The organism is Acinetobacter sp. A47, assembly GCF_000805455.1.
In the GTDB taxonomy this organism is placed as follows: Bacteria; Pseudomonadota; Gammaproteobacteria; order Pseudomonadales; family Moraxellaceae; genus Acinetobacter.
Window position 1 is genome coordinate 1 of record NZ_JSUS01000024.1, and the last position, 16,822, is coordinate 16,822.

A 16,822-nucleotide genomic window follows, 5' to 3' on the forward strand; every position below is an offset into this window, starting at 1 on the left:
AGCAAGAGTGAACCACCTGATCCCTTCCCGAACTCAGAAGTGAAACCTCTTAGCGCTGATGGTAGTGTGGCACTTGCCATGTGAGAGTAAGTCATCGCCAGCTTTTAAATACGAAACACCCCTGACCTAACGGTTGGGGGTGTTTTTTTATGCTCTGGTTTTAGTACCAAGAAAAGCGTCATACCAAGACGTTAAGAGCCGAATGAGTCTGTTATTACGACCCAAAATCCAGCATGCTATAGAAAATAGTTTTTTAATAGCATTATGCAAGAAAGACCTTATATCAGAGCGGTAAAGCTGAAAGCTCCAGAGAGTTTAGACTGGGCCAGTTATCCTTATGTTATTCCAGCAGTCAATGATTTGGAAAAAATAGAATTTCACCCCGAGGTTACATTTTTTGTTGGCGAAAATGGGGCAGGCAAGTCCACCATTCTTGAAGCGCTCGCACTGGCGTTGGGTTTTTCGGAAGAAGGTGGAACACGTAATGTCCAGCTCAATACGGCAACGACCAGTTCCCGTTTATATCAGTCGCTACGTACAATAAAAAGCTATAAAAAGCCTCAGGATTACTACTTCTTACGTGCCGAAAGCTTTTATAACGTGGCAACTTATATGAAAGAAGTCGATTATCTGGCTGGCTATGGAGGGGATATCCATGGCCGCTCTCATGGCGAGGCCTTTTTAAAACTCTTGACAATGAAGTTGAAAGGCAATGGTTTATATCTATTAGATGAGCCGGAAGCTGCGTTATCTCCTACCATGTTGATGACAACGTTATCGGTATTATCCCGTTTATGTCAGGCCCAGTCCCAGTTTATTATTGCAACACATTCCCCAATTCTGTTGGCTTATCCCAGTGCAAAAATTTATCATTTTTCGGAAACGGGCATCCGGGAGATCTGCTACGAGGAAACCGAACATTTTCGGGTCACCAGAGATTTTCTTAACAATTACCAAAAAAGAGTAGCGCAAATTCTGGAGCAGGAGTGAAATTTTATGTTATTTATATTTTTGAAAAATATAAGTTTTTATAATTTTTAACTTTTCTGCTGTTCTCCTCAATTCACAAGCCTATAATGATTGAGCATCATTCCAAATCGAATAAGGAAATAACATGTCAACTGATCAGCAATTTCCAGCACCTGCCAACCTTGGTATCGCGGTTTATTCCAATAATGCCGAAGCGATTGGTAATACTCCTTTGGTACGCATCAACCGCCTGATTAAAACCGGTGCAACGGTTTTAGCCAAAGTCGAAAGCCGCAATCCTGCATTTTCAGTGAAGTGCCGTATTGGTGCAGCTTTGATTGCCGATGCGGAAAAACGTGGTGTGCTGAAGGCTGGCATGCATATTGTTGAACCGACCAGTGGTAATACCGGGATTGCCTTAGCCTTTGTTGCTGCAGCAAAAGGGTATCCGATCACCTTGACCATGCCTGCCAGTATGAGTCTGGAGCGCCGAAAGGTTTTAAAAGCTTTAGGTGCCAATCTGGTTTTAACTGATCCGGCTAAAGGCATGAAAGGTGCCGTAGATGAGGCTGTTCGTTTGGCCACTGAAAATCCTGAACAGTATTTCTTGCCGCAACAGTTTGAAAACCCGGCCAATCCTCAAATTCATGTCGATACTACAGGCCCGGAAATCTGGCAGGCAACTCATGGACAAGTTGATATTCTCGTGGCTAGTGTCGGCACAGGCGGAACCATTACCGGAATTTCTCGTTATTTTGAGCAGGTTCAGAAGAAGCCAATTTATTCAGTTGCAGTTGAACCGGCTGAATCTCCAATCATTACCCAAACTAAAAATGGCGAAAGCATTACTCCGGCACCGCATAAAATTCAGGGAATTGGCGCCAACTTTATTCCGAAGAACTTAGATCTAGATCTGGTTGATGAAGTGGTACCTGTCAATAGTGCTGATGCAATTGAGTGGGCCAGAAAGTGTGCAACCCAAGAAGGTATCTTGGTCGGGATTTCCAGTGGTGCAGCATTGGCTGCAGCGGCCCAGATTGCTGAACGTCCTGAAAATGCAGGTAAAACCATTGTAGTGATCTTACCGGATAGTGGTGAGCGTTACTTATCTTCGGTCTTATTTGAAGGACTATTTGACGAAGCCTAAATTTATTGTTCAGGCCATAAAAAAACCATGCTGTTCGGGCATGGTTTTTTTTATTTTCAATTGTTTTTAAAGCGCTTTTTTCAAGGTTTTTTCATGGCGTTTAACCGAGCGGGCGTACTTTTTGCCCTTATGCCGTGTCCAGAAACTACGCTGATAACCGGTTGGGCCCACATTATAATAGGCTACAGCCTTAGACCAGCTACCAGCCGATTGATAGTAGGTTGAGAGGACATGGGCGCCACAGTTGATATTGACATTCTCATCATAGAGATTGCCCGGGCAGGCCTGGCGCCAATGGCTGGAGATAATCTGGGTAAGTCCGATCGCACCTGTAGGTGAGCGGGCAGCGCTATTGTAATTAGATTCCTGACGAATCAGGGCAGCCAGTAGCGTTGGTGATACATCGTAACGCTCGGCACTCTGGATAATCATCGGTGATAAGCGGCTGGCTGTAGCAGGAGAAACGGAATAGGCATTTTGTAAGCCTGCTGCAAGCTGATTTGAGCGATTGGCAAATGATCCACTTAAACCGCTACATGCAGATAGACTCATGGCAAGCACAACAAGGCTGATCTTTAAAAAAGCTGAGCGGGACGTTTTAAAAACTGTATATTGATCAGATGACATTGATGTGATGCGCAAAACCAGAACCCGATACCAAACAAAATTATAAGGATGGTATGCACCCGGTTTAGGGGAGTCAATAGCAGTTATTTTACAGCCCTGATCAGAGATCAGGACTTGCTGTTATGGCTGTTGTAGGGCCAGTTCCGGCCAATGGTCATGGCCTGTGTTATTTCGCAATAAGATTTCTTGGCTTTCTGGGATGATGTCATTGCTCAAGCATGGCAGTCACCCTAAAGTCTGGGGATGCATCCACCTCCAGATTTTATAAGGCTTCTTTCAAGCTCTGTTCATGCCGTTTGACCGAGCTGGCATAGCGCTCAGCTTGCTGACGCATATAAGGACTTCTTCGATAGCCTGTCGGCCCGACATTGTAATATCCCAAGGCTTTGGCCCAGTCTCCGGTAGATTGATAATAATTGGCGAGAATATAGGCGCCACAATTAATGTTGACATGTTCATCATACAGGTCGCCCGGGCAAAACTGTTGCCAGAACTTTGGACGGACCTGGGTCAAGCCTACAGCATCTGCTGAAGAGCGGGCAAATGTTCGATAGCTGGATTCCTGCCGAATCAGCGCAGCCAGTAAATGAGGGGAGATATTATGGCGTTCTGCGGTCTTTAAAATAATCGGGGCAACCCGATTTGCCGTTGTGGAAGGGATGGAATAGGCATTCTGAATCCCGGTTGCGAACTGCTGGGAACGGCTGATAGAAGGACTTTGGGTACTGCTACAGGCTGCGGTTAAACACGCAGTTAAAACAATGACACTCCATTTGGCGACAGAGCGTTGCAAATGCGCAAAGCGGAAATTGTTGTAAATTATCATCTTGAAACAGGATGGCCATCATCTATAAAAACATGCGGATAGTAGGTAGCCAGTGCATAACAGTCAATGCACAATGGTTGGGTAAATCGTTTACTTTTATATATCGGGCTGGAGAAAGCTGGGCTATAAAAAAGCCCCGACATCCTGTCGAGGCTTTCTCATATTTGGTTTCTTGCCGTCAACTCCTGTCAACGACCACATCCTGTGTTCTTGTTATTCTGAATGAGACATCCTGTCTCTGTATGGTTTAAATCTTAGCCAATACGGTCGTTGCTGTATATTCGCCAATCACCACAAGCTGTGTACGTTTTAACCTACAACATTTAACTCAGTGATCGTGCCAGTGCCTTGTCATGTTTTCGCCATAAACATTTCATTTTACTGACCTGAAAGCGTCATCAAAGCTTGCTTAAATTGGCGTAATTTTTGACCAAGCGTATAAAACCATGAACAAGAAAACTTTATTGGCCGTATTGTGCGGTACCGCTTTAGGACTCAGTGCCTGTAACGATGAGAATAAACAAGATCAGACCACACCCACAGAGAAAGTTACCGAGCCTACGTTAGTCTCTTTTGCCAAACTTCCGGTGGCGACTTATGCGGCCGGCCCAGACTCGGGTCAGGCCGTGAGCGGTGCCAATGGGATTTATCCACCCTTTAAAGGGCAACCGGTACAAGGCTTTTCTGCCGCTTTGAAAAATGCGGATGGCAGTTATATGGCGATGGCCGATAACGGTTTTGGTACACAGGACAATTCTGCCGATTTCCTGTTACGTATTTATAAAATCAAAGCCGATTTTAAAACCAAGGCTAAAGGCACAGGACAAGTGGCGGTACACAGTTTTATCCAGCTACGTGATCCCAATAAACTGATTCCTTTTGAGATCGTGAATGGCAATACCGCAGAGCGTTTATTGACCGGGGCGGATTTTGATCCTGAATCGATGCAACGTGCTGCAGATGGAAGCTACTGGATTGGCGACGAGTTTGGTCCTTATCTGCTGCACTTCTCGGCAGACGGAGTGTTACTTGATGCGCCGATTGGATTACCGAATCCATTCAATCCGGCACAAGAATTACGTTCGCCACAAAACCAGCTCAATAAAGCCAATATCAATTATGTTGAGCCATTGGTGGGGCGCAGTAGTGGTTTTGAAGGCATGGCAATTTCACCAGATGGCAGGTATTTATATCCTTTGCTGGAAAAACCTTTACTGAATGATGCAACGGGCCGATTACTGATTTCCCAGTTTGATCTGCAGAAAAAAGCCTATACCGGCGTGTATTACTGGTTTGAGCTGAACAGCAAAGCCACCAATATTGGCGATTTCCAATTGTTTAATGATAAGGAAGGCATCATTATCGAGCGGGATGTGAGCCAGAATAATCTAGGCGGATATAAAAAACTGATCCGGATCAAGTTCAATGAGCCTAAACAGCTAGTCGCGCGTGAAGATCTGGTCGACTTGATGAAGATTGCCAATCCGGATGCCTTATATGGCACCGTGCGGGCAGGGGATATCGGAACAGGTAAGTTTTTCGCTTTCCCGTTTGAAACCATTGAAGATGTCATCATTGAAAATGGCACCACCTTAACGGTATTGAATGACAATAACTTCCCGGGCTCATCCGGACGCAATGCCAAACTGGCCGATGATAACGAAATCATTCAGATTCGCCTGCCTAAAGCATTATTTTAAACATCTGGTCAAAATCGCCGGAATGATCATTCCGCATTTCGGCTGAAGGCGTATACTGATTGGGCATAAGGAGTCCTCATGTCTGAATCAGTGTTGCGCCCAACCCATATCGAGTATGGGTCAAAATCGTTTACTGCGATTTTATGGTCATTGTTCTTTGCCGGTTTTGCATCATTTTCATCGTTGTATTGTATCCAGCCGATGATGCCGATTTTCGCACGCTTCTTTCAGGTGACGCCGACCCACAGCAGTTTTCCGCTGTCTTTTTCAACCATTGCACTTGCGATCGGTTTGCTATTCACCGGTTTTATTTCTGATCGTTTTGGCCGTAAGCCGATTATGGTGTTTGCCTTATTTCTGGTCTCGATTTTATTGTTGCTGAGTGCTTCTTTTCCGGTTTGGGAAATCTTCCTGACCACCCGCGTTTTTATCGGTTTGGCGGTGAGCGGCGTGGCTGCGGTTGCCATGACCTATATCGGCGAAGAAATTGCGCAAAAAGATATTGGTTTTGCGATGGGGCTCTATATTTCAGGTACAGCGATTGGCGGCATGGGCGGGCGCCTGATTGCAGGCGTGCTGGTTGATTTTGTTTCATGGCAGGCAGCCACCTATGTCATTGGTTTGATTAATCTGGTGATTGCCTGTCTATTTTATTTTTTACTGCCAAAATCACAGCATTTCAAACCGTATCCATTTCGTTTTTCCCGTTTTAAGGCGGCGTTTGAGCAAAACCTAAAAGACCCGAAATTACGGCTCCTGTTTGCCCAAGGTTTTATCTTGATGGGCTGTCTGGTCACCGTGTTTAACTATATCAGTTATCACTTGCTGGAAGCGCCCTTTCATTTGTCACAAACCTGGATCGGCCTGATCTCGATTGCCTATCTGGCAGGGATTTACAGTTCACCCAAAGCGGCCCAATGGGGCTTTAAATATGGACGTGACAAGCTGTTGCCCGTGCTGTTACTGAGTATGATGCTGGGGTTATTGATAACGTTGATTCCATCTTTATGGACGATTCTGCTCGGGCTGATTATTTTTACCTTTTGTTTTTTTGCGGCCCATTCAACTGCCAGTAGCTGGGTTTCGGTACAGGCCGTGCAATACCGTGCGGTGGCTTCATCCCTGTATTTATTCTGCTATTACATCGGGTCAAGCTTGCTGGGCAGTAGTAGTGGTCTGGTCTGGGAAAACTTTGGCTGGACGGGAATTACTTGCATGGTCGCGGTGGTGTTAATGCTGGGTCTGCTTTTAGCATTGCAATTGCGTAAAGTCCCGCAAATAAATTAAGTCAGAGCGGCTTTGTTTAAACTTTATACAAATAATTTTTTATCCCCTTGTTCTTGAATGTTTTATAAACAGGGAAAATGAATGAAATTCATGTTAAAATGATCGGCTTTCATCTTTAGATGTCTCTCCTCCATCTGCTAGCCGAGATTCGCAAGCCATGTCTACTGCCTACACCATGCAGACCGCGCCTAAAGCGCTGTTTGATTACGACAAATATTGGGCGTCGTGTTTTGAACCTGCACCCTTTTTGCCGATGTCACGAGAAGAAATGGATCTGCTTGGCTGGGACGCTTGTGACTTTATCTTGGTGTGTGGGGATGCCTATATTGACCATCCTTCCTTCGTTTCCGGTGTGATCGGGCGTGTGCTTGAAGCACAAGGTTTCCGGGTCGGGATTATTGCCCAGCCAGACTGGACCAATGTTGAAAGTTTCCGTGTACTGGGGAAACCGGCTATCGCCTGGGGCGTCACCGCCGGAAATATGGATTCGATGATTAACCGTTATACGGCAGATCGCAAAATCCGTTCTGATGATGCCTATTCTCCAAATAATGAGCCGAACAAGCGTCCTGACCGTGCAGCTACCGTATATTGCCAGCGTTGTCGCGAGGCTTTTCCTGATGTGCCTGTGCTGCTGGGCGGGATTGAAGGCAGCTTGCGCCGTATTGCACATTATGATTACTGGTCAGATAAAGTCCGCCGTTCGATTTTGATGGACTCTAAAGCAGATTTGCTGATGTACGGAAATGGCGAGCGTGCCATTATCGATGTGATGCACCGTCTGGCCAAGGGCGAGAAAATCCATGAAATTACTGATGTTCGTGGTACGGCATTTATTATTAATAAACATAACAAGGCAGCTAAAGCCAAATTTGTTGAAATTGCCAGTAACGATGTCGATACCATCGGACGTGTTGATCCGATCATCAATCCTTACGTCATGACTGAAGATATTGATGGCTGTGAAGTTGAAAAAGAAAAAGGTAACTCGCTGGCACAATATCAGAATTTCCAGAAAGAAATCGTAGCCAACCCGATTGTACGGGAAGGTGACAAACTTGATCCGGATACCCAGATCGTGCAGTTAAAACCTGCACCATCAAAGGCGATTAAGCATAAACTACCGCCACGCGAGCTGGCCGTGATCCGGTTGCCTTCTTTTGAAGAAGTGGCCAATGATCAGGTCCTCTATGCCCACGCCAACCGTATTTTGCATCTGGAAACCAACCCGGGCAATGCACGTGCTCTGGTACAGCGTCATGGTGAACGTGATGTCTGGATCAATCCACCCCCTATTCCTCTTAATACCGAGGAAATGGACTATGTCTTTGACTTGCCTTATGCACGCTTGCCGCATCCGGCCTATGGCAATGCGCGTTTCCCTGCCTTTGACATGATCAAGTTTTCGGTCAATATCATGCGTGGCTGTTTTGGTGGCTGTACTTTCTGCTCGATTACCGAGCATGAAGGCCGTATTATCCAGAACCGTTCTGAAGACTCGATCTTGCGCGAGATTGAAAAAATCCGTGATACCGCACCGAACTTTACCGGCATTATTTCCGATTTGGGCGGGCCAACGGCAAACATGTACCGTTTGCACTGTAATGACCCCGAGATTGAAAAGAACTGCCGTAAACCATCATGTGTATATCCGGGGGTATGTCAAAACCTGCATACCGATCATGCACCGCTGGTCCAGCTCTATCGCAAGGCACGCGAGATCAAGGGTATCAAGAAAATCCTGATTGGTTCGGGCCTACGCTATGACCTGGCTGTACTGAATCCTGAGTATGTCAAGGAACTGGTACAGCATCACGTCGGTGGTTATCTGAAAATTGCGCCTGAGCATACCGAACAGGGGCCATTATCCAAGATGATGAAACCGGGAATCGGGACTTATGACCGCTTTAAACAGATGTTTGAGCGTTTCAGTAAGGAAGCCGGCAAGGAACAGTATCTTATTCCTTACTTCATTGCTGCACATCCAGGCACGACCGATTATGACATGATGAATCTGGCAATCTGGTTGAAGAAGAACGGTTTCCGTGCCGATCAGGTGCAGACCTTCTATCCATCGCCTATGGCAACTGCGACCACGATGTATTATTCAGGCAAGAACCCGCTGTCTAAAGTGGCACGCTATACCGAAAATGTAGACATTGTCAAAGGAGAAAAGCGCCGTCGCCTGCATAAGGCCTTCTTGCGTTACCATGATCCAAATAACTGGCCGTTATTGCGTGAAGCCTTGAAGGAAATGGGGCGCTCAGACCTGATCGGAAACTCCAAACAGCATCTGATCCCAACCTACCAGCCACAAGGGACTGCTGAAGGTGAATATAAGTCGGCACGTAAGAAGAACTCGTCTGTGGCGGGTGATTCTGCAAAACGTGGTCATGGGCAGGCACGTACATCTTCTGCTCCGAAACGTCCGCAAAAAGGTCAGGTATTAACCCAGCACAATGGTTTGCCACCGCGTGAAACCGGCGAGAAACGTCCGTTTTCAGGCAAGGCCAAGCCAAAAAACAAGGCGCATCGTTAAAACCATATCAGGCAAGGCATGTTGATCTGACATGCCTTTTTTGATTTAAATGACAGACGGTCGCAAATTCGGGCTAAAACGCCGGATCAGGAAACATAAACTGACAATAACGACTTGAATCTTGGCAAATGAATGATTATAAATAAAGAGCAGAGGGTGGTTACGACTTTGGTCGTCTAGGAAAACACGATTAAAAAACTTAAGTTTGCACTGCAAAATGACTTGCTATCACTGTTTTTGATTAAAAAAATTGGCTTAAAGCCAACATGATTATAAAAAATCTAAAGGGATTGGTTAGAAATGTATTATTTTATAACAATAGTTGGGTTGCTGTTGATCTCAGCACTTGCGCTGCGCCGCTTACAACAGAACAGGCGTCAGGACAGTCCATTAAAGCGTCGTGGTATTCTCAATATCGCAGAACAGATTACGCTGATGCGTTTACAGGCGGTATTGCCACGCCATACCGTATTGGCACATGTTTCCTTTGATGCCTTGCTCACCACCAAATTTGCTCATACACGTCGCAAATATCAAGGTCTGGTTGCCGATTTTGTGGTGTTAGACCAGCAATATCAAGTACTTGCCGTGATCGAGATTGCAGACGAATCTTATGTTAACCGTCTGCATCAAAAACATTATCAGGACAGCCTGCTTGAGCTGGCCGGATATCGGGTACTGCGCTACAGCAGCATTCCGACCGAGCAGGAATTGAGGGAAGATCTGGTGCCGGATCTATTTGAATCGATGGCCATTCCAACCACGGTCACCTCGGCCTCAATCCCTAGAATCGACCGGATGATGAAATATAACGAGTTTGCTGTAAAGTCGTATTAATCTGGGCGTACCGCAGTAACGGTCATTTCTACCAACACGTCAGGTGCATAGAGTTTAGATTCTACACAGGTCCGTGCCGGGGGATGGCCTTCTGCAATCCATGCATCCCATACTGCATTCATGGCCGCATAATCTTTTTCAATGTCTTTTAAAAAGATCAGTACAGATAGAATATGGGTTTTATCTGTGCCGGCTTCTGCCAGTAAACGGTCAATATTGTCTAGGGTCTGCTGGGTCTGTGCTGCGACATCAACGCTGGTATCATCAGCCAGCTGGCCTGCCAGATGAACAAGATTCCCTGAAATTGCGACTTCGCAAAAACGTGATGTGACATGAAGTCGTTGCACCGACATAGTGATTTCCTAATCAAAAAATGTAGAGCAGTCATTGTACTTGATGCCGTTCAGCTGCAATGTAATTTTCTATGAATCAGGCGAAAAAAGTTGCTGTGAGCAGGCGATTGTTGCCCGAGCAGGGTACATGGTCGGTGGCGAGGGCGTGACATCGGGGCAGGAAAAAACACTAAAGAACATCGGAAGTGCCCTGTAATCTTGGGATTTGATCGTCACACCAATCACAGGAGCAGTTGCTAAAAGCAAGGTTTTCTTTAGCAAGGCAAATAACAAGGATAATGTTACTGCGTTGCCTAGAGTACTGAAAACTGGATAAAAAGCAAACATAATTTTCAGCAGGGCAGGTATTTTTGTGTAAAGACCTGTCAGCGCCATAAAGACAGCTGTGATTCTGCCTGTATGGGCTGCAACTGATAGACACCGACCCCAGCCAGACGGAATTCCAGCTCTGGGGCGATATACATCTCATCCAGTAGCTGCAGCACCACCTGCATCAGGTCGTGTTGCGATTGCAGAGGCTGTTTAAAGCTTTTGCTGTGTTGCAGTACCTGAAAATTTTTAAGCTTGAGCTTGACGGTCACCCCGCGTGCACTCAGCTGTTTCTTATTCAGGCTCCGCCATACCTGTTCGGTCAGAGGCTGCCATGTCTGGCTGCATTGGGAAAGGGTATAGTCATCATCAAAGGTAATCTCTTTGGAAATCTGCTGGCGTTCCCGTTCGGCCTTGACCGGGCGGTGATCGATACCTTGCGCATATAAGTACAGCTGTTTGCCATATTTACCAAAATGATGGATCAGGATGTTTTCGTCAATTTTTTGCAGATCACCCAGACTATGCAGGTTGAGCTGATGCAGCCGTTGCTGAGTCACCTTGCCGACACCGGGAATCTTGCTTAAGGCTAAATCCTGAATAAACTGCAGCACCTGATGGGGCTTGATGACAAATAACCCATCGGGCTTGTTCCAGTCCGACGCGATTTTGGCCAGAAACTTATTGGGGGCAACACCCGCAGACGCCGTAAGGCCGGTGGCTGCCAGAATATCGGCACGGATGTGCGCCGCCACTTCGGTTGCACTCGGAATATTCTTTAAGTTTTCTGTCACATCCAGATAGGCTTCATCTAGGGATAAAGGTTCGATCAGGGCAGTATACTGCTGAAAAATCTGATGAATCTGGGCTGATACGGCACGGTATTTTTCAAAGTTGGGTTCGATCACGACCACGTGTGGACAGAGCTTTTTGGCTTGTCCCATCGACATGGCAGAACGGAGACCATAAACACGGGCGGGATAGGAGGCCGCGGCGATTACGGCACGGGGGTGATGGGAAGAGACCACCACCGGTTGATCTTTCAGCTCCGGCCGTTCCCTGAGCTCGACGGATGCATAAAAGGCATCCATGTCGATATGGATAATCTTCCGTAGTTCATTTGGCATCTTGAATGTCTTGCTGTTTCAGGAAAATCCGCCACTGTTTTGGCGATCCTGTATAGACATTGAGGTCAACCGCTTTGGGGATACCGGTAATCTTGCCCTGACTGCTATGTTGCCAGAACATCCACGGACGTCCATCTTTCAGTTCCGGCTTGCCCTCATAATCTCTGACCCAGAGCGGGGTTTCAGTGAAATTTCCCATCAAGACAATATGATAAAAGCTTTTGGATATATAAAAGATCGGCTGCTTGCCATAATGCTGATGCAGTTGATCATGTATGACCTGAATTTCCTTCAGTAACTGCTCTTTGGTATAGGTATTGATACAGTTGCTGTCATATTCGAGGTCAATTGCAGGCGGCAGGGCATCGGCCTTGTTGGGTACGGTGGCAATAAAATTTTCAGCCTGTATTTTACCATCACGGCATAAACGGTAGAAATGATAGGCGCCGACATGTAGACCCCGTTCGCGTGCCTTGAGCCAGTTTTGCTGAAAAGCCGGATCACGGAAATCACCGCCTTCCGTCGCTTTAAGATACACAAACTGGTAGTGCAGGGGAGAGATTTTCTGCCAGTTAATCTCCCCCTGATGATGTGAAACATCAAAGCCGCGAATGGAATAATCCTGTGCAACTGCGCGTTTTTGATAGAACAGCCCGAAGTAACTGACCACGCCCAGCATGACGGCTAAACCGATACTGGCACAGGTCGGATAATGTCGGGTGAATGAGGATGCCGCAGATGTCTTTGCCATATTGTCCGTGTATATGCAGGGTTTAGCGAAGCGCCAGATTTACAGGTTTGCTCATAGCGCAATTGTACCCGTTTCGCCCGGGTATTGACCACCTGAGGAGCAGATTGTTGTACAAACCGATAGTCCCCCGCAGTTTCAGCAGCAGGCTTGGGAACCCTCTTTTGGCTTGGCCTGCCACTGCTGTCTATACCGTGGCTGATTGATCTACTCTGTTGTTTCTTTAGGGATTTGCCAAAATACCAGTGCGGTCAGGATATTGATACATCCCATCGCAATCAGGGTGGCATGGAATGCTGTCGCAAGTGATGCGGTTGCAAAATATTGACCAAAAACATTGATCAGTGTCCCTGCCAGTGCAACCCCGATACTCATGGATAACATCATGATCATCGACAGGAAACTATTGCCGCTGCTGGCATCCTGTTGTGGCAAGTCCTTCAGGGTCAGGGTATTCATGCCGACAAACTGGAGGGAGTTAAGCGTACCGAAAATAAATAGATGCAGGATTTTCAGCCACAGCGGGGTCGCTGCGGTCATCAGGGAAAAACTGGCAATACACAACCCGACCAGGAAGGTATTGCTTAACAGGAAACGGCGATACCCCACGCGCTGGATCAATGGGCGAACAATGGGCTTGGAAAATAATGAACCCAATACCATTGGGATCATCATTAAACCGGTCATAAACGGCTCCAAGCCAAATGCGACCTGTAACATTAACGGTAAAATAAACGGAATGGCATTACTGCCTAGACGGGCGAAAAAATTGCCCAGAATCCCGATCGAGAAAATCTTGTAGCGAAACAGCCGTCCATGGAACAGGGCATTCTGATGGTTATGGGCGTGGTAGGCATAAGCCACCGCCGCGATCAGGCCACCTCCCAACAGGCTTAAGCTGACCAGACGTGAATATTGTGGTGCCGCAATATTTTCAATCCCCAAAGACAGACCGACCATTGCCACCATTAACAGGATAAATCCTCCCAGATCAAACGACTTTACAGTGGGTTCCTTCCGGTTAGGCATAACCTTGAGGGTCATGATCATGCCGAGAATGCCCATCGGAATATTGATCAGGAAAATCCAGTGCCAGGTCGTGACTTCTACCAGCCAGCCGCCCAGGGTAGGCCCCATGAGTGGGCCAACCAGTCCGGCAAGGCTCATCAGGCTCATGGCAGAAAGAAACTGCGAGCGAGGAATGATTTTTAACAGGGCCAGACGTCCTACTGGCATCAGTAAGGCACCTCCGATGCCCTGAATAACCCGGAAAAACAGCAGTTGTTCCAGATTCTGGGACAAGCCACAACCCAGTGAGGCCAGACTGAAAATGACCATGGAGCTCAGGTAAATGTTACGGATACCGAAGCGGTCTGCCAGCCAGCCACTCAGGGGAATACAGGCTGCGACAGACAACACATAGGCCACAATGACACCATGCATTTGCAGGGGATTTTCATTGAGTTGTACGGCCATGGCCGGAATTGCAGTGTTTACAATAGTGGTGTCCAGTGCCTGCATAAAAAAGCCAATGGAGACCAGCAGCACCAGTAAGCGAAATTCGGGTTGGACAGCTTGATGGGTTGTCGTTGTCATGAGCCTTGACGATTAAAAAGTCAGCTTTAGTTTAATGCAACTGCGCACCAAATAAAGATAAAAATTGTCAAGGCCGGATCATGCCGGGGTGAGGAAAAGTAGGCCTTGCGACGAGATATCGGGGTCATCCCGAACAGCGATGCCTATAAACAGCGGGTCGTGGTGATCCGCCGTTTTGATCTGGGCAATTAAACTTCGATATGGGTCGGGGCATTCAGGTTGCGAATGACGTTGGAAATCTGCTCAAGATTATCGCAAATAATGACCTTGGCACGATGCTGGGGGGGCAAGAACCCTTCTTCAACGGCATGATCCAGCTGGGCAATCAGTGCATCATAAAAACGGTTCACGTTATAGATAATCATCGGTTTCTGGTGCTGGTTGAGCTGCCCCCAGGTTGCAATTTCCAGAATTTCCTCAAAGGTACCCAAACCGCCGGGCAAGGCAATAAAGGCGCTGGCACGATCTGCCATCAGGGCTTTACGTTCATGCATGGTCTGTACAATGTGCAGTTCGGTCAGGCGATGATGGGCAATTTCATAATCCAGCATAAATTCGGGAATCACGCCGACCACTTCACCGCCATGTTCCAGTACGGTATCTGCGACCTGACCCATTAATCCGATGCTGGCTCCGCCATAGACGATACCAAAACCCTGACTGGCAATATGCTGGGCCAGTTCGATGGCCTTGTCCCGATAAATCGGCCGGTTGCCGGTACGGGAGCCACAATACAGTGCAATAAGGGATTGGGTGGTTTTGATGGGAGTCGGGCTAATGGTTTTGTTTTCAGTCATTATTAGTACACTATTCATTCGTTTATTTTCACCTTATCATTTTCGTTGTGCTTGTCTAGGCTAATTGAGGTTTATGACAGTTTTATGCACATTTTACATACAAAGCTTTTTGTAACGTCTGGAAAGAATTTGCAAACAACCTCAACATAAAAAGGATGAATTTCAGCGAAATCTTGCCTATACTGAAAATCCTTTTATTAATCTATGTACCTCTATGAGTAGTGGTTGTTGTCGCTCCGCATTGTTCTTATTCCCTAAAAAAAATGTTTTGGCTGGTCATGCCAATCTTTTAAAAATCCAACTTCATAACAATATTGCTGATTTTGCAGAGGAGTCACATCAATGATTCTGGAATGGATGTCTGACCCCGCTGCATGGGTTGGTTTGGCAACATTGGTGGTGCTTGAAATTGTACTCGGTATTGATAACCTTGTTTTTATTGCAATTCTGGCAGAAAAACTACCACCTGAACAACGCAACGCTGCTCGTAGACTCGGTCTGATACTTGCCCTGTTAATGCGACTGGTGCTGCTGGCCTCGATTGCATGGGTGGTGACCTTAACCGAACCATTGTTCCATATTTTCGACCATCCGTTCTCTGGCCGTGACCTGATTTTACTGTTTGGTGGTGTGTTCCTGCTGTTTAAGGGCACCATGGAACTACACGAACGCATTGAAGGCAAACAGGCACTCAAGGAAGAAAATCCGGTACATGCCGTCTTCTGGATGGTGGTTGTCCAGATTGTGGTGCTTGATGCGGTGTTCTCGCTAGACAGTGTGATTACGGCTGTCGGTATGGTGAAAGAGCTTTCCATCATGATGATTGCGGTGACCATTGCAATCGGTATCATGTTGCTGGCTTCACGCCCGTTGATGGACTTTGTCAACAAGCATCCGACCGTGGTGATCCTGTGTCTGGGCTTCCTGATGATGATCGGTTTCTCACTGGTGGTTGAAGGCTTTGGCTTCCATATACCTAAAGGTTACCTGTACGCAGCAATCGGTTTCTCGGTACTGGTGGAAATGGTCAACCAGACCATGCGCCGTAATCAGGAAAAACTGGTCACGACCACAGACTTGCGTTATCGCACTGCTTCTGCGGTATTGCGTATGCTCGGCAATAAAGGCAATGGCAATGAAAGCCAGAACAATGAAGCTGAAGATGTACTGGCCACCCAGGCCTATGCCAATGAAGTCTTTGATGAAGACACCGGGGTGTATCACAGCGTTCTGGTGCAGGGGGTACTGGGCTTGTCCGAGCGTCCGGTCAAGTCGGTGATGACACCACGCCCGGAGCTGGAATGGCTAGACCTTGAGGATGATCCGGCCGAACTGAAAGAACGCCTGATGGCCATGACCCATTCACGTCTGATCATTGCACGTGGTGAGCTGGACAATATTGAAGGCATTGTTTTAACCCATAAAGTCCTGAATGAATACATCGAAACAGGCACCATCGATTTCAGCAAACATTTGCGTGAACCGGTGATCGTGCATGAAAATGCGCAAGTGCTGATGGTCATGGAGCAGTTACGTCAGGCGCCACTGCAAATGGCGATTGTACTGAACGAATACGGTTCAATTGAAGGGATTGCAACGCCGATTGATGTCTTAGAGGCAATTGCAGGTGAATTCCCTGATGAAGATGAGCTGGAAGCAACCGCAGAAAGCCTAGATGACGGTTCCATGTTGCTGGAAGGCTCAACGGACATTCGCCATGTCTCCTTGTTACTGGGTAAAGATTTAGTCGATGAGAGCGAAGAATACTCGACATTGTCGGGCTATATCCTGTTCCATCTCGGCCGCTTGCCTGAAAATGGAGACATGATTGAAGCCGATGGTTACCGCTTTGAAGTGGTCACCATGGATGGGCACAAGATCGAGAAAGTGCGCATTATTGCCAAAGAGAAACCTGAGCGCGGGTAAACCCGGCCTGGTACCGGTTTTATAAGGCCCGGCG

General features: G+C 47.0%; 15 protein-coding genes and 1 rRNA gene. 8 read left to right on the plus strand and 8 right to left on the minus strand.

Annotated elements, in window-relative coordinates; all coding sequences use genetic code 11:
* The 3 genes from rrf to cysK all read left to right on the plus strand — a co-directional run.
* Positions 1-103, plus strand: a 5S ribosomal RNA gene (gene rrf, locus OC23_RS05415); the annotation flags it as partial.
* Between the two features lie 161 nt (positions 104-264).
* Positions 265-990, plus strand: a complete 726-nt coding sequence (locus tag OC23_RS05420) for an AAA family ATPase (RefSeq protein WP_038343380.1) — start codon at positions 265-267, stop codon at positions 988-990.
* Between the two features lie 124 nt (positions 991-1,114).
* Positions 1,115-2,116: a cysteine synthase A gene (gene cysK / locus OC23_RS05425; RefSeq protein WP_038343382.1), complete on the plus strand. Its 1,002-nt coding sequence runs from the start codon at positions 1,115-1,117 to the stop codon at positions 2,114-2,116.
* Between the two features lie 66 nt (positions 2,117-2,182).
* Here cysK and OC23_RS05430 read toward each other — a convergent pair whose 3' ends face one another.
* Complete coding sequence (locus OC23_RS05430) at positions 2,183-2,668, minus strand: transglycosylase SLT domain-containing protein (RefSeq protein WP_081407298.1); 486 nt, start codon at positions 2,666-2,668, stop codon at positions 2,183-2,185.
* Between the two features lie 337 nt (positions 2,669-3,005).
* On the minus strand, positions 3,006-3,569 hold the full coding sequence (locus OC23_RS05435; protein WP_038343385.1) for a lytic transglycosylase domain-containing protein: 564 nt from the start codon (positions 3,567-3,569) through the stop codon (positions 3,006-3,008).
* A gap of 446 nt (positions 3,570-4,015) precedes the next feature.
* Between OC23_RS05435 and OC23_RS05440 the strand changes: the two genes are divergently transcribed.
* The 4 genes from OC23_RS05440 (at position 4,016) to OC23_RS05455 (ending at position 9,932) form a co-directional block, all read left to right on the plus strand.
* Positions 4,016-5,269: an esterase-like activity of phytase family protein gene (locus OC23_RS05440; RefSeq protein ID WP_038343387.1), complete on the plus strand. Its 1,254-nt coding sequence runs from the start codon at positions 4,016-4,018 to the stop codon at positions 5,267-5,269.
* A gap of 78 nt (positions 5,270-5,347) precedes the next feature.
* Positions 5,348-6,556, plus strand: coding sequence for an MFS transporter (locus OC23_RS05445; protein WP_038343389.1), 1,209 nt, complete (start codon positions 5,348-5,350; stop codon positions 6,554-6,556).
* A gap of 157 nt (positions 6,557-6,713) precedes the next feature.
* A complete protein-coding gene (locus tag OC23_RS05450; RefSeq protein ID WP_038343390.1) occupies positions 6,714-9,095 on the plus strand; it encodes a YgiQ family radical SAM protein in 2,382 nt (793 codons plus the stop codon).
* A gap of 300 nt (positions 9,096-9,395) precedes the next feature.
* Positions 9,396-9,932, plus strand: coding sequence for a DUF2726 domain-containing protein (locus OC23_RS05455; RefSeq protein ID WP_038343392.1), 537 nt, complete (start codon positions 9,396-9,398; stop codon positions 9,930-9,932).
* Here OC23_RS05455 and OC23_RS05460 read toward each other — a convergent pair.
* From OC23_RS05460 to OC23_RS05485, 6 genes are all read right to left on the minus strand, one after another.
* Entirely contained in the window at positions 9,929-10,285 is a 357-nt protein-coding gene (locus OC23_RS05460; RefSeq protein WP_038343394.1) for a RidA family protein, read from the minus strand. The two genes, OC23_RS05455 and OC23_RS05460, sit on opposite strands and share 4 nt — an antisense overlap.
* A gap of 69 nt (positions 10,286-10,354) precedes the next feature.
* Positions 10,355-10,660, minus strand: coding sequence for a hypothetical protein (locus OC23_RS05465; protein ID WP_038343397.1), 306 nt, complete (start codon positions 10,658-10,660; stop codon positions 10,355-10,357).
* On the minus strand, positions 10,651-11,721 hold the full coding sequence (gene dinB, locus OC23_RS05470; RefSeq protein WP_038343398.1) for a DNA polymerase IV: 1,071 nt from the start codon (positions 11,719-11,721) through the stop codon (positions 10,651-10,653). Before dinB ends, OC23_RS05465 begins: the two co-directional genes overlap by 10 nt.
* Positions 11,711-12,472, minus strand: coding sequence for a GH25 family lysozyme (locus tag OC23_RS05475; RefSeq protein WP_038343400.1), 762 nt, complete (start codon positions 12,470-12,472; stop codon positions 11,711-11,713). The genes dinB and OC23_RS05475 overlap by 11 nt, the downstream gene beginning before the upstream one ends.
* Before the next feature lie 204 nt (positions 12,473-12,676).
* On the minus strand, positions 12,677-14,065 hold the full coding sequence (gene mdtD / locus OC23_RS05480; RefSeq protein ID WP_038343401.1) for a multidrug transporter subunit MdtD: 1,389 nt from the start codon (positions 14,063-14,065) through the stop codon (positions 12,677-12,679).
* 188 nt (positions 14,066-14,253) lie between these two features.
* Entirely contained in the window at positions 14,254-14,880 is a 627-nt protein-coding gene (locus tag OC23_RS05485) for a TIGR00730 family Rossman fold protein (RefSeq protein WP_038343402.1), read from the minus strand.
* Positions 14,881-15,204: 324 nt separating this feature from the next.
* Between OC23_RS05485 and OC23_RS05490 the strand changes: the two genes are divergently transcribed.
* Positions 15,205-16,788, plus strand: a complete 1,584-nt coding sequence (locus OC23_RS05490) for a TerC family protein (protein WP_038343404.1) — start codon at positions 15,205-15,207, stop codon at positions 16,786-16,788.
* Positions 16,789-16,822: the final 34 nt, after the last annotated feature.

Excerpts from the sequence above, each read along its gene's own strand:
- OC23_RS05420 (WP_038343380.1), top strand. The coding sequence starts at position 265 with ATGCAAGAAAGACCTTATATCAGAGCGGTAAAGCTGAAAGCTCCAGAG.
- OC23_RS05445 (WP_038343389.1), top strand. The coding sequence starts at position 5,348 with ATGTCTGAATCAGTGTTGCGCCCAACCCATATCGAGTATGGGTCAAAA.
- OC23_RS05460 (WP_038343394.1), bottom strand. The coding sequence starts at position 10,285 with ATGTCGGTGCAACGACTTCATGTCACATCACGTTTTTGCGAAGTCGCA.
- OC23_RS05455 (WP_038343392.1), top strand. The coding sequence starts at position 9,396 with ATGTATTATTTTATAACAATAGTTGGGTTGCTGTTGATCTCAGCACTT.
- OC23_RS05465 (WP_038343397.1), bottom strand. The coding sequence starts at position 10,660 with ATGGCGCTGACAGGTCTTTACACAAAAATACCTGCCCTGCTGAAAATT.
- OC23_RS05440 (WP_038343387.1), top strand. The coding sequence starts at position 4,016 with ATGAACAAGAAAACTTTATTGGCCGTATTGTGCGGTACCGCTTTAGGA.
- OC23_RS05430 (WP_081407298.1), bottom strand. The coding sequence starts at position 2,668 with ATGAGTCTATCTGCATGTAGCGGTTTAAGTGGATCATTTGCCAATCGC.
- OC23_RS05450 (WP_038343390.1), top strand. The coding sequence starts at position 6,714 with ATGTCTACTGCCTACACCATGCAGACCGCGCCTAAAGCGCTGTTTGAT.
- mdtD (WP_038343401.1), bottom strand. The coding sequence starts at position 14,065 with ATGACAACGACAACCCATCAAGCTGTCCAACCCGAATTTCGCTTACTG.
- OC23_RS05475 (WP_038343400.1), bottom strand. The coding sequence starts at position 12,472 with ATGGCAAAGACATCTGCGGCATCCTCATTCACCCGACATTATCCGACC.
- OC23_RS05490 (WP_038343404.1), top strand. The coding sequence starts at position 15,205 with ATGATTCTGGAATGGATGTCTGACCCCGCTGCATGGGTTGGTTTGGCA.
- dinB (WP_038343398.1), bottom strand. The coding sequence starts at position 11,721 with ATGCCAAATGAACTACGGAAGATTATCCATATCGACATGGATGCCTTT.
- OC23_RS05485 (WP_038343402.1), bottom strand. The coding sequence starts at position 14,880 with ATGAATAGTGTACTAATAATGACTGAAAACAAAACCATTAGCCCGACT.
- cysK (WP_038343382.1), top strand. The coding sequence starts at position 1,115 with ATGTCAACTGATCAGCAATTTCCAGCACCTGCCAACCTTGGTATCGCG.
- OC23_RS05435 (WP_038343385.1), bottom strand. The coding sequence starts at position 3,569 with ATGATAATTTACAACAATTTCCGCTTTGCGCATTTGCAACGCTCTGTC.